The 12951-nt window shown below is 66.2% G+C and carries 11 protein-coding genes; 2 read left to right on the top strand and 9 right to left on the bottom strand.

Going from position 1 to position 12951, the window contains the following annotated elements:
• The first annotated feature begins 3 nt into the window (after nucleotides 1-3).
• On the top strand, nucleotides 4-1104 hold the full coding sequence (locus tag AC1ROB_RS03985; RefSeq protein WP_492973607.1) for a cobalt-precorrin-5B (C(1))-methyltransferase: 1101 nt from the start codon (nucleotides 4-6) through the stop codon (nucleotides 1102-1104).
• Entirely contained in the window at nucleotides 1088-1861 is a 774-nt protein-coding gene (locus AC1ROB_RS03990; protein ID WP_492973606.1) for a cobalt-precorrin-6A reductase, read from the top strand. Before AC1ROB_RS03985 ends, AC1ROB_RS03990 begins: the two co-directional genes overlap by 17 nt.
• Before the next feature lie 43 nt (nucleotides 1862-1904).
• Here the strand turns inward: AC1ROB_RS03990 and cobM are convergent, their stop codons facing one another.
• The 9 genes from cobM to cobN are packed head-to-tail and all read right to left on the bottom strand — an operon-like array spanning nucleotide 1905 to nucleotide 12932.
• Complete coding sequence (gene cobM / locus AC1ROB_RS03995; RefSeq protein ID WP_492973605.1) at nucleotides 1905-2675, bottom strand: precorrin-4 C(11)-methyltransferase; 771 nt, start codon at nucleotides 2673-2675, stop codon at nucleotides 1905-1907.
• Nucleotides 2672-4477 carry a precorrin-3B C(17)-methyltransferase gene (gene cobJ, locus AC1ROB_RS04000; RefSeq protein WP_492973604.1) on the bottom strand — a complete coding sequence of 602 codons (1806 nt, stop codon included), beginning with the start codon at nucleotides 4475-4477 and terminating at the stop codon, nucleotides 2672-2674. Before cobJ ends, cobM begins: the two co-directional genes overlap by 4 nt.
• Nucleotides 4474-5193 carry a precorrin-2 C(20)-methyltransferase gene (gene cobI / locus AC1ROB_RS04005; protein WP_492973603.1) on the bottom strand — a complete coding sequence of 240 codons (720 nt, stop codon included), beginning with the start codon at nucleotides 5191-5193 and terminating at the stop codon, nucleotides 4474-4476. Before cobI ends, cobJ begins: the two co-directional genes overlap by 4 nt.
• Nucleotides 5194-5206: 13 nt before the next feature.
• Nucleotides 5207-6409 carry a precorrin-6y C5,15-methyltransferase (decarboxylating) subunit CbiE gene (cbiE, locus tag AC1ROB_RS04010; RefSeq protein ID WP_492973602.1) on the bottom strand — a complete coding sequence of 401 codons (1203 nt, stop codon included), beginning with the start codon at nucleotides 6407-6409 and terminating at the stop codon, nucleotides 5207-5209.
• Nucleotides 6406-7047, bottom strand: coding sequence for a precorrin-8X methylmutase (locus AC1ROB_RS04015; protein WP_492973601.1), 642 nt, complete (start codon nucleotides 7045-7047; stop codon nucleotides 6406-6408). The genes cbiE and AC1ROB_RS04015 overlap by 4 nt, the downstream gene beginning before the upstream one ends.
• Complete coding sequence (locus tag AC1ROB_RS04020; RefSeq protein WP_492973600.1) at nucleotides 7044-8090, bottom strand: sirohydrochlorin chelatase; 1047 nt, start codon at nucleotides 8088-8090, stop codon at nucleotides 7044-7046. Before AC1ROB_RS04020 ends, AC1ROB_RS04015 begins: the two co-directional genes overlap by 4 nt.
• A gap of 21 nt (nucleotides 8091-8111) precedes the next feature.
• Entirely contained in the window at nucleotides 8112-8495 is a 384-nt protein-coding gene (locus AC1ROB_RS04025; RefSeq protein ID WP_492973599.1) for a RidA family protein, read from the bottom strand.
• Nucleotides 8495-9142 carry a cob(I)yrinic acid a,c-diamide adenosyltransferase gene (cobO, locus tag AC1ROB_RS04030; protein WP_492973598.1) on the bottom strand — a complete coding sequence of 216 codons (648 nt, stop codon included), beginning with the start codon at nucleotides 9140-9142 and terminating at the stop codon, nucleotides 8495-8497. The genes AC1ROB_RS04025 and cobO overlap by 1 nt, the downstream gene beginning before the upstream one ends.
• A 13-nt stretch (nucleotides 9143-9155) precedes the next feature.
• Nucleotides 9156-12932 (bottom strand): cobaltochelatase subunit CobN, encoded by a 3777-nt coding sequence (cobN, locus tag AC1ROB_RS04035; protein WP_492973597.1) that lies wholly within the window; start codon nucleotides 12930-12932, stop codon nucleotides 9156-9158.
• Between the last annotated feature and the right edge of the window lie 19 nt (nucleotides 12933-12951).

The following is a 12951-nucleotide window of genomic DNA, read 5'->3' on the forward strand; positions in this document are numbered from 1 at the left end:
CCCATGACGGACCTCTCGCCGGATAAACCTCTGCGCCGCGGCTGGACCACAGGCGCCTGCGCCACCGCGGCGACGGCGGCTGCCTATCAGGCATTGTTGACCGGCGTATTCCCCGATCCGGTGACCATCACACTGCCGAAGGGTGAAACGCCCAGCTTTGCGCTGGCGACCGAACAGCAGGGCGACGGCTGGGCCCGGGCCGGCATCGTGAAGGATGCCGGCGACGATCCCGATGTGACGCATCAGGCGCTGATCGTTGCCAGGGTCTCGCGCGGGTCGCCGGGCAGCGGCGTGCAGTTCCGGGCCGGCGAAGGCGTGGGCATGGTGACGCTGGCCGGCCTGCCGCTGCCGCCGGGCGAACCGGCGATCAACCCGGTGCCGCGCCGCATGATGGCCGAGGTAGTGCAGCAGGTTGCCGCCGCGCATGGCGATGCCGGCGATGTGGAAATCGAGATCGCGGTGCCTGGCGGTGCGGACCTGGCGAAACGGACCTGGAATCCGCGGCTCGGCATTGTCGGCGGCCTGAGCATCCTCGGCACCACCGGGATCGTCGTGCCGTTTTCCTGCTCGGCCTGGATTCATTCTATCCATCGCGGCGTCGATGTGGCGGTGGCCGCCGGTCTGGATCATGTCGCCGGCTGCACCGGCTCGACCTCCGAGGCGGCGGTGCAGACGCTCTATGGATTATCCGATCAGGCGCTGCTCGATATGGGCGACTTCGCCGGCGCGCTGCTGAAATACCTGCGGCAGCATCCGGTGCCGCGGCTGACCATCGGCGGCGGTTTCGCCAAACTGGTGAAACTGGCGCAGGGCCAGATGGACCTGCATTCCGGCCGCAGCCAGGTCGATGCCGAAAGCCTGGCCCGGTGGCTGGGTGAGCTGGGCGCCTCCGCCGATCAGGTGGCGCAGGCGCAGGCGGCCAATACGGCCCTGCAGGTTCTGCAGATGGCGCAGGCCGCCGGTCTGCCGCTCGGCGATCTGGTGGCGCGCCGGGCCTGCGCCGTGGCCCAGGGCATCGTCAGTCCGGCGGCCATCGTCATCGATGTCATCGCCGTGGATCGTGCCGGCAGCATCGTCGGGAGAGCGCATGGCACGCCAGCGTAATCTCCTGCTGCTCGGCGGCACGGCCGAGGGGCTGCGGCTGGCGCGCGAACTGGCGGGCCATGCGAAAGTGCGCTGCATTTCCTCGCTGGCCGGCCGTACCGAGAATCCGCAGGTGCCGCCGGGCGAGGTGCGCATTGGCGGCTTCGGCGGCATCGAAGGCCTGAGCAGCTATCTGGTCGCCGAGAAGATCGACCTGGTGCTGGATGCCACGCATCCCTTCGCGGCCCAGATGGCGCGCCATGCCCACGAGGCCTGCACCGCGCTGGGCATTCCGCGCGCCAAGCTGGTGCGGCCGCCCTGGGTGGCCGCGCCGGGCGATCGCTGGACCATGATGCCAAGCGTGGCGGCGGCGGCGGTGTTCCTGCGCTTCCATCCGGCGCACCGGATTTTCCTTACCGTCGGCCGGCAGGAACTGGGACCCTTCGTGCCGCTGGGCGGCGGCCTTGCATCGCATGGCAATGCCCGCTGGTTTCTCACCCGCATGATCGATCCGCCAGCCGCGGGGCTGGCGCTGCCGGCCGGCGAACTGGTTCTGGGCCGCGGCCCCTTCTCGCCCGATGACGAGAAGGCGCTGATGCAGCAGCACCGCATCGATCTGCTGGTGACCAAGAATTCCGGCGGCTCAGCGGCCAAGGTGGCGGCTGCGGCCGAACTTCATCTTCCCGTCCTGATGATCGAACGCCCGCCGCTGCCACCGGGCGAAGCGCTCGATTCAGTCGGCGCCGCGCTGGGCTGGATTAACATCGCGGCATTATAACAGCATCTGTCATGCCACCGCGAAAGCGGTGGCATGACAGATGTTATTTTTTCGTCTTCCCCGGCCGCAGCACATGCACATGCTTCGGGTCATACAGCGCGCTGTCGCTGAAGGCAGTATCCTCGCCCAGCACGCGGCCGACCAGGATCAGTGCCGTGCGGGTGATCTTGGCCGCCCGCACCTTCGGTGCAATATCCGAAAGCCGGCCGCGGATGATTTCCTGGTCCGGCCAGGTGGCACGGACGACAACGGCGACCGGACAATCGGTCCCGTAATGCGGCGTCAGTTCCTCGATCACATGCTTCATGTTTCGGATCGACAGATGAATGGCCAGCGTGGCCTTGGTCCTGCCGAAATTGGCCAGCGTCTCGCCAGCCGGCATGTCCGATGACTTCATCGCCGTGCGGGTCAGGATCACGCTCTGCGCCACGTCGGGCAGGGTCAGTTCGGTCTGCAGGATCGCGGCGGCGGCAGCGAAGGCAGGAACCCCGGGCGTGATGGTATAGGGAATGTCGAGTTTTTTCAGCCGGCGAATCTGTTCGGCGATGGCGCCGTACAAAGACGGATCGCCCGAATGCACGCGCGCGACATCCAGTCCCTTGTCATGAGCCATGACGATCTCGGCCATGATCTCGTCCAGGTTCAGCGGTGCGGTGTCGATGACGCGTGCCTTCTTCGGCGCCAGCGCGACGATCTCCTTCGGCACCAGAGAGCCGGCATAAAGACAAACCTTGCACGCTTTGATGAGCGTCGCACCGCGCAGCGTGATGAGGTCCGGGGCGCCGGGGCCGGCACCGATGAAGTGGACAGTCATTCCGTGAACTTCTTTTCGTAGCCGCGTGGCGTATAGGCAAAGCGGCGGCCATCAGGCATGGCTATCGCCCTGCTGGCCGACGAGCCGATCAGCACCACCGTCAGCATATCGATGGCGTCGATGTCGAGCGCAGCCAGGGTCGTCAGGGTGATGCGTTCGCCCTCGCGGCCCAGATTGCGGGCCAGCACGACGGGCGTGTCCTGCGGGCGATGCTGCAGCAGGATGTCTTTCGCCAGTTCCAGCTGGTGGCGGCGGCGCTGCGATACCGGATTGTAGAAGGCGATGACGAAGTCGGCTTCGGCTGCGGCCTTGATGCGCTGGAGAATGGCTTCCAGCGGCGTCAGCAGGTCGGACAGCGAAATCGTGCAGAAGTCATGACCCAGCAGCGCGCCGGATTTCGCCGCTGCGGCCTGCAAAGCAGAGATGCCGGGCGCGACCTGTACGGCGAGCCGCTGCCAGTCTTTCCGTTCCGGTTCTTTCTCCAGCAGGGCGAAAACCAGCGTTGCCATGGCATAGATACCGGGATCGCCCGAGCAGACCAGCGCCACGCGCCGGCCTTCGGCGGCCAAGTCGAGGGCGGCGCGCACGCGCAGCTCTTCCTCGCCCAGCTCGTAGCGATGGAGCGTCTTGCCAATGCCGAGTTCGGGATAGAGGTCGAGATAGAGTCCATAGCCGACCCAGTCGGTGGCCTCGCTCAAGGCGATCCGTGCTTCCGGTGTCAGCCATTGCGCATCGCCCGGGCCGGTGCCCACCACATGCAGCTCGCCGCGCATTTTTCCACGCGTTGTCCCGTCGAAGGGCAGCGGCGCCAGCGCAAAGGCACAGGTGGCGCGCTCGGATTTCTGCTTGGGCACCAGGAGGATGCCGTCCGGTCCGGCGGCAGCCAGCGCCGCGCCTTCCGACACGCCATGCACGCCGACCTCGGCGAAGACGGCATCCGAGGGATTGGCCAGCCGCGGTGCCTCGGCTTCCAGCGTGGCGGCATCGAAAACACGGAAGGGCACGTCGAACCATTTCGCCAGTTCCTGCATCGCCGGTTCGTCGGCTTTCAGGTCGAGCGAATAGATGCCGGCAATGCTGTCGCGGGCAATCTCTTCGCGATCCAGAACGCCCTGCACCAGGCGGATCAGTTCGACGGGTTTGCAGTTGCGCTCGCAGCCGACGCCGATGGCGACACTGCGCGGGTGATAGACCAGGTGATTAGCGTTGCCTTCGACGGCTCTGTGCGTCACCTCGATCAGCATGGTGCCGTCATCGCGGATCGGCAGGCCGCTGTCGCGCAGCCAGGGCGCTTCCCCTGCAATGCGGATACCGGTGCCGCGCAGGAGATTGGCCATCAGGCCCTTGGCGTCGTCGGGATTGGCCAGCCTGTAGCCTTCGGGCGGTTCGTCCAGTCCCAGACCGAAGGCCAGGTCGCCAGCGGTGGTGACGGCGGCGATGCCCTGCAGCACGCTGGCGATGCGGCGGCTCAGCAGGTTGGCGCCGTGATGGCCGCCCAGTAGCGGCACCACGCTGGAGCCATCGGCCGCCACCGCGATCAGCGGCGGCTCGCTGCGTTTGTCGGCCAGGGTACCGGCCACCGCGCGGATCAGAATCCCGGCGGCGCAGATGCCGATCACCGGGCGTCCGGCCGCGAAGAGCTGCGCCATGGTCTCCGTGGGCTTGCCGATGGGGAGCGCATGGACGAGCGCCGCATCGTCGGGCGCGTAAACGTCCCAGGCCGGAAACGCCGTCATCAGTGCCTGTGCCGTTCCCCGCGCATTGGGGGTTAGCAGCACCAGCGCCGGTTTACCTATGCTCAAGACTGGAACTCCATGAAATGGCTCTCGCCCTTCTTGTGGATCAGGATCATGGCGAAATACGGGATGCTCTGCGGGTCGACATCGCCGAGCGGCAGGATGCGCTGCTCGGCCATGGTGGCGCGTTCGATATAATGCGCGCGGCTGCTCAGGCCAAGCTGCCGCAGCAGGGCGACGATGCGTGGCCCGTGACGACCGAGCTTCAGGATCGCGGCCGCATCGGTGTGCAGCAGCTTCTGCGCAATGGTCTCGTCATCCAGCGGCGCCGGGATCACCGTCAGCACGTCGTTGCGGGAGACCAGGGGATGCTTCAGCGCTGCAGAGCAGGCATTCAGCGACGACACGCCGGGCACCACCTCGACCGGGAAACGCTCGGCCAGTCGGCCGAACAGATACATGAATGAGCCGTAGAGGAAGGGATCGCCCTCGCACAGCACGGCAATGTTGCGGCCGGCATCGAGATGCGCGGCGAGGTCCTTGGCGGCCTGGTCGTAGACGGCCTGGGCCGGGAAACGCGCCACCGTCAATGGCATGCGGATCGCCACTTCGGTCTGGCCGCCTTTCAGATGCGGCGCAACGATTTTACGCGCCAGGCTGTCGCCGGTTTCGGGGGCGGGATAAGCCACGACATCTGCGCTTTGAAGAAGCCGCAGCGCCTTCAGCGTAATCAGCTCGGGGTCGCCCGGGCCGATGCCGAGGCCATATACGGTGCCGGTCATGCCTTGCCAATCTTCAATCTTTTACAGCGCACCACTGCGTCACCGGGAACATCGCGTGCCAGCCATGGAAGCGGCCGACCGGCTCGGCGCGCTGCACCGAAAAGCGCGCGAGATCGCCACCATGCGTGCTGCGCGCCTGCGTCAGGATACTTTCGCCTTCCAGCGTCACCACATTGGCAACGATCCGTCCGCCGGGCTTCAGTGCGTCCCAGCAGCGTTCGATCACGCCTTCCGCCGTCACGCCGCCGCCGATGAAGACGGCGTCGGGTGGCGGCAGGCCATCCAGTGCAGCAGGCACGATGCCATCGCGGATATCGAGATCGGGCACGCCAAGCTGGGCGGCATTCTGGGCGATCATGCTGCGGCGCGAATCCTTGCTCTCGATGGCAATGGCGCGGTTCCGGTGATGGCTGCGCATCCACTCGATCGAGATCGAGCCCGAACCGGCGCCGACATCCCACAGCAGCTCGCCCGGAAATGGCGCCAGCCGCGCCAGCGTCACGGCGCGGATCTCGCGTTTGGTGATATTGCCGTCATGGAGATAGAGATCGTCCTCAAGGCCGGCGAGCCGGGTCAGGCCCGGGCCGTCGTTGAGCTGCAGCGCGATGGTGTTGAGATCGGCGCAGGCGCAATGGGGCCAGCCCTTCGCCCTGCCGGTCAGCACGCGCTCCTGCGCGCCGCCCAGATGCTCCAGCACCGTGATTTCGGCCGAGCCGAAACCGCGCTTGTCGAGATACTTCGCCACCTGCGCCGGCATGGCGCCATTCTCGCTGAGGATCAGCAGCCGCGCCTGCGGATAAAGCTGTGCCGCCAGCAGGTCGAGCGGACGGCCGTGTAGCGTGAGACAGGCGACGGCATCCAGCGGCCAGGCCAGTTTCGCCGCCGCCAGCGCAAAGGCGCCGGGATGGCTGACGATCACCAGCTCTTCGGGTGGCACACGTCTGGCCAGCGTCGCGCCGATGCCGAACCACATCGGATCGCCGCTGGCCAACACGCAGGTGCGTCGGCCCTTGTGGTCCAGGATGCGGTCGGCCTGCGCCAGCAGCGGCGAGGCCCAGGCGATACGTTGCTGGCCATCACGAACCGGCACCATGGCGAGATGGCGCTCGCCGCCGATCAGCAGATCGGCGGTCTCGATCAGTGTGCGTGCGGCGGATTTCAGGCCGTCGAGGCCGTCTTCGCCAATCCCGATCACGGACAGCCATGGTGTCGTCATGCAGGGTCCCAGGTCGCAAGGGCGTTGATGGCCGCCGCCGCCATAGCGCTGCCGCCGCGCCGTCCCTTCAGTGTCGCATAAGCCACGCCCTTGGGCGACGCCTCGATCAGCGCCTGTTTGGATTCCGCGGCGCCGACGAAGCCGACCGGGAAGCCCAGAATGGCCGCCGGCCGGGGTGTGCCGGGGTCCTGCAGCAGTTCCAGCAGCCGGAACAGCGCGGTCGGGGCATTGCCGATCACCACCACGGCGCCGTCGAGATGGGGAAGCCAAAGCTCGACGGCAGCGGCTGAGCGGGTGATCTGCCCGGTCTGGCCGATCTGGCGTGCTTCCGGTGTGTTGAGGAAGCTCAGCACACGGTTATCGGCTGGCAGGCGCGAGCGGATCACGCCATAAGCCACCATGTCGACATCGCTTAAGATCGGCTTGCCGGCGCGCAGCGCGTCATGCACGGCCTGCGGCAGATCGTCCGTCCACACCAGGTCGGGCAGGATATCCGGCATGGCGCAGGCATGGATCAGTCGCAACGCCAGCTCGTCGATGCCCGGCGGCAGATGCGCCAGATCGACTTCCTTGCGGATCAGCTCGAAGCTCAGGCGATAGATCGCATCCGGATCGCGCAGATAGTCGTAGCCGGTCATTTCACAAGCGTCTTCGGACCATGCGGATGGTCGCCATGGGGATAGGGATGATGACCATGATCGTGAGGCGCATGATCGTGATGGGCGTGGTCGTGGCTATGATCGTGCCCGTGCCCGTGCCCGTGATCGTGACCATGGCTGTGCCCGGTGCCGATGCCTTCCACATGATGGTGGTGGCTTTCCTGCGCCAGGCCAACCTCGTCCTCGAAGCCGAGCACCTGAGCGCGGTATTTGCACATCTGGCAGTTCATGTTGTTGGTGCCGGCCAGAATCTCCGACACCCGGTCCTCGAACACCTCCAGCACCAGCGGGTGGTCGTTGAGATAGCCCGCCTTGACGAATTCGATCTCCGGATGCGCGGCTGCCGCGTCGTCGACCGCGCCGTAGATGCGGTCGACCAGGATGCCGGTGAACAGGAAATAGGGAAAGACGATGACGCGTTTGTAGCCGAGTTTGGCCACATGCTGCAGCGAGGGCTGTACCAGCGGGAAGGTGACGCCGGAATAGGCGGTCTCGCCCCAGCCGAAGCCGAAGCCTTCCCACAGCATGCGCATCACTTTGGCCACATTGGAATTGGCGTCGGGATCGGAGGTGCCGCGGCCGACCACCACCAGCGCGGTTTCATGGCGCCCGATGCCGTCGCCTGCTGTATCGAGTGCGGTCTGCACCCGGTCGCCGGCGGCGCGCAGCATCTTCAGGTCGATGCCGAGGTCGCGGCCATAGGTGATGGTGATATCGTCATGCTCGGCCTGATACCGGTTGAGCACGCTGGGGATGTCGTTCTTGGCATGGCCGGCGGCGAACAGCATGCCGGGCAGGGCGAGAATCCGCGTATTGCCCTTGGCGCGCAGCGCGTCCAGGCCATCACGGATGATCGGCGTGGCGAATTCCAGGAAGCCGTAATCGACATCGTATTGCGGCAGGCGCCGTTTCATATGATCGGCCAGCGCCTTGAACTGGGCCACCGCCGCCTCGTCGCGGCTGCCATGGCCACAGAGCATCACGGCGGTTTTCTCGAAGGCGGATTTTTCCAGCGAAAACATGGGGCGTGGTGTGCTTTCTGCTCAGGCCATGGCGATGGCTTCGATCTCCAGCAGCCATTCCGGCAGCAGGGTCGAAGTCACGATGGCGCTGGAGGCGAATTTGCGATCGCCAAGAATTTCGTTGCGCACCTGCCGGTTGGCCTGCAGGTATTTGTGGTCAGTCAGGAAGATGGTGGCCTTGACGATGTTGTCAAAACTCATGCCGGCCTCTTTCAGGATGGCCTCGATATTGCGCCAGCAGTAGCGCGCCTGGCTTTCGAAATCCTTCGGGATGCTGCCGTCGCTTGCCGCCGGAATCTGCCCGCTGATGAACAGCATGCGCTGGCCGCCGGCGACCAGCACGCCATGGGCGTAATTGCCCACCGGCGGTGCGATGCTGGCGGGATTGAGCAGGGTCTTTTCCATCAGAACTCGATTCCTTTCTGCGCCTTCACGCCGGCCTGGAAGGGATGCTTGATCTCGGTCATTTCGGTCACCAGGTCGGCGGCGTCGATCAATTCTGGCTTGGCGTTGCGGCCGGTCACCACGATATGGAGCTGCGGCGCGCGCTGGCGAAGGGTTTCCACCACTTCGGCCAGATCGAGATAGTCGTAGCGCAGCACGATGTTCAGCTCGTCGAACACCAGCATGTCGTATAATGGCCGGTCTCCGGTGCAGGCGGCGATCATGCGCTTCGCCTCAGCCCAGGCCTCGGTGGCGGCGCGGATGTCGCGGGCGCGGTCCTGGGTGTCCCAGGTGAAACCCTCGCCCATCGCCTTGATCGTCACCTGTTCGGGGAATTTCTCCAGTACCGGCCGCTCGCCGGTCTGCCACTTGCCCTTGACGAACTGCACGATGCCGACGCGGAAGCCATTGCCGATGGCGCGCATCACCAGGCCGAAGGCGGCGGTCGACTTGCCCTTGCCCTTGCCGGTATGGACGATCAGCAGGCCCTTCTCGGTGATCGTCTTGGTCGCCAGCATGCGGTCGCGTACTTCCTTGCGCTTCTTTGCCTTTTCGTTGGCGCGCGCATTGATCTCGTCGTCGCTCAGGCCGGGTTCCTTGATTTTCATGTACCAATCGCTTTCATGCGGCCGACATTCTTTCCAGCAGATCGGCGGCGGAATTGGCTTGCGGCCGCCACAGGCCGCGCCGGATCGCCTCGCGGAAGCGCTCGGCGATCTCGCGGGCGGCGGCCGGATTGTTGATCTCGATGAAATGCCGCGTATCCGGATCGGCCAGGTAGGATTCATAGAGCAGGTCGAACTGATGATCGCGCACCAGGCCGGTGGTGGCGGCAAAGGCGAACAGGTAATCCACCGTGGCGGCGATCTCGAAGGCGCCCTTGTAGCCATGGCGCTTGACGCCGTCGATCCATTTCGGATTGCCGGCGCGGCCGCGCACCACGCGGGCGATCTCTTCTTCCAAGCGGCGGATGCGCGGCGCTTCCGGGCGGGAATGGTCGTTGTGATAAGCGGTCGGTGCGGCGCCTGAGACGAATTGAACCGCCGCCACCGCGCCGCCCTCAAACTGGTAGTAGTCGTCGGAATCCAGCAGGTCGTGTTCGCGGTTGTCCTGGTTCTGCACCACGGTGTCGATCACGCCCAGGCGGCGGGTGAAGCCGTCCTTGGCTTCGACGCCTTCTGCTTCGGCACCATAGGCATAGGCGCCCCAGGCGATATAGGCGCGCGCCAGATCGGCGGTCTCGGCCCAGCCGCCTTCGTCGATCAGGGCCTGCAGGCCGGCGCCATAGGCGCCAGGCTTGGCGCCGAAGATGCGATAGCCGGCGCGGCGACGCGCATCCTCCGGGCTGACGCCATGGGCGATCATCGCGTCGGTTTCGTCGCGGAAGCGCGCGGCCAGCGGATTGAGTTCCGGCGGCTCGTCCAACCCCTGCACGGCGCGGATGGCCGCATCGAACAGCGCGAGCTGCGCCGGGAAGGCGTCGCGGAAAAAGCCACTCACCTTCAGGGTGACGTCAATACGCGGCCGGTCCAGCAGGTCCAGCGGCACGATCTCGAATCCGGTGACGCGACCCGATGCGGTCTCCCAGGTCGGGCGCGCGCCAATGAGAGCGAGCGCCTGGGCGATATCGTCGCCGCCGGTGCGCATGTTGGCGGTGCCCCAGGCATTGAGAAGAATCGCGCGCGGCCATTCGCCATGATCCTGGCGATGCCGTTGCAGCAGTGCATCGGCCGACTGCCAGCCGAGCGTCCAGGCCGAGGGCGTCGGCAGGCTGCGCGCATCCAGCGAGAAGAAGTTGCGCCCCGTGGGCAGCACTTCCGGCCGGCCGCGGGTCGGCGCGCCGCTCGGGCCCGGCGGCACGAAACGGCCATCGAGGCCGAGCAGCAGATTTTCGATCTCGGCGCGGCCACAGCTCAGCACCGCCGGGCGCAGGCGGTAGTCGATTTCCTGCAGCACCACGCGGGTCGCGGTCCAGGTCTCGTCGGGCAGGCGGCGATCGCCGATCAGCTGCTTGGCCAGCATCTCCAGCCGTTCGATGGTGTCGCCATGGCTGCGCCAGTAGCCGTCGGGCACGATGGCGTCCAGGATATCCGGGCGCGGTCCGGTCCAGTCGGCGGCATAGTCGGTGCCCAGGGGATCGAAGCCGAGCCCGAGATCGGCACTGAGCGCGCGCAGGATTGAGGCATTACCGCCCTTGCTGTCGTTGCGCGGCAGCCGCACCAGCGCCACCAGCAGGTCGATCAGCTGCTCGCCATGGGGATTCACGCCATAGACATGCAGGCCGTCGCGGATCTGCAGCTCTTTCAGGTCGCAGAGATGATTGTCGAGCTTGAGCAGGGCGGATTCGGTGGGCTCGCCCGGCTGGATGTCGCAATCGGCATCGAGGCCCAGTCGTCGCGTCTCGTCGATGATGCGTTCGGCCAGCAGCGGCAGGCGGCGGCGGTCGAGGCCGGCGGCTTCGTAATATTCATCCACCAGCTGTTCCAGTGCCGAGAGATCGCCATAGATCTCGGCGCGCGTCAGCGGCGGCGTCAGATGCGACAGGATCACGGCGGAGGTGCGGCGTTTCGCCTGCGTGCCCTCGCCGGGATCGTTGACGATAAAGGGATAGAGCTGCGGCAGCGGCCCGAACACCACTTCGGGGAAGCAGTCTTCGCTCAGCGCCAGTGCCTTGCCGGGCAGCCATTCCAGATTACCATGCTTGCCGCAATGGATCACGGCATCGGCGCCGAAGCTTTCACGCAGCCAGGCGTAGGCCGCCAGATAGTGATGCGGCGGCACTAATGCCGGATCGTGATAGCTGCGCGCCGGATCGATATTGTAGCCGCGCGCCGGCTGGATCATCACCGCGACATTGCCCAAGGGCAGCACCGGCAGGGTGAAGCCGCTGCCGTCGGGTCCGTCATGGAGCAGCGGATCGGCTTCCGGATCGCCCCAGCGCTCCTGGACGGCCTGCTGTATCGAGGGCGGCAGGTTTTCAAAGTAGCGACGGTATAATGCGAGCGGATACAGCACCCGCACGCGCCGGCCGGCGGCGCGGGCGAAGTCGTTGGTCACGCCTTCCTGCAGCGCTTCGATCAGGCGGTTGCCGCTGACCGGCAGCGCATTCAGTTCATAGCCGGCATCTTTCATGGCGCGCAGGATTTCCACCGCGCTTTGTGGCGTATCCAGGCCGACGCCGTTGCCGATGCGGCCGTCGCGGTTGGGATAGTTGGCGATCACCAGCGCGACTTTGCGCTCTGCCGGTGCCAGGCGTGCGAGGCGCGACCAGGCGCAGGCCAGCTTTGCCACATAGCGGCAGCGGCCGTGATCGGGCTGCATGCGTACGATGCTGCATTCGGTGCGGGTGTCGAAGGTGGCTTCAGCCTTGAAGGCCACGGCACGGGTGAGGATGCGTCCGTCGATTTCCGGCAGCGCCACGGCAATCGCCAGATCGCGGGCATTCAGGCCGCGCGTGCCGGTCTGCCAGTCCTCGCGCGGGCCTGAGGCGAACACCACCTGCAGCACTGGGCAGTCACACTGCCCCAGCGGATCGTCGGTGGGCGTATTGGCTGCGCCACCATTCGGGCTTCCGATAGCGAAGCTGGTGGCATTGAGGATCACGTCGGGCAGCGCCTGATCCAGCAGGGTCCCGACCAAATCGGCCGACAGGCGGTCCTTCAGGCTGGTGACGTAGATCGGCAGCGGATGCAGGCCCTCGGCGCTTAACGATTCGATCAGCGCATCGACAGCCGCTATATCGCCGGCCTGCAGCAGGGCGCGATAGAAAACAATGGCGCAGATCGGATGCGGCATGCCGCGATGCTTGGCGGCCCAGGTGTGGCGCAGCGTGTCGAGATCGGGATCGGCGAGGTCGGGCCAGTACAGGCCGGCGGCCGGCAGCGGCCGCGCCGGCGGCGGGTCTTCCGCATGACCGATCACGGAAGCCGCATAGCGCAGGGCGTTGCGCAGGTTGTCGACGCCGCCCTCGCGGAAATAGCTGAACAATTCGGCGCGCGTCTCGTCGGTGACGGTAGAGAAGCCGTCGAGGCCGGGATCCGCCTGGCGGTCGCCGGGCAGGAAGGCGAGCGCGATGCCACGCGTGCGGCAGACCTCGCTCAGACGCTCGACGCCATAGGCCCAGTAGCTCTGGCCGCCGAGCAGCCGCACGATCACCAGCTTGGCCTGCACGATCACGCTGTCGACATAGAGATCGACCGCGTAGGGGTGGCCAAGCTGCAGCAGGTTGGCCAGTCGCAGCGAGGGGAAGTCGTCGCTCAGGGCCGCGCAGGCATTGCTCAGGCCCGCCAGTTCGGAATCCGCAGCGCTCAGGATGACGATATCGCCCGGCGACTGTTTCAGGTCGACGGCGCCATCCGCTGTCGCCGCGCCGCCGGGTATGGCATTGAGCAGATGCAAGGCGCTGCGCCCCTGTTCG

It is taken from the genome of Ferrovibrio sp. GW821-FHT12F09, from assembly GCF_058806775.1.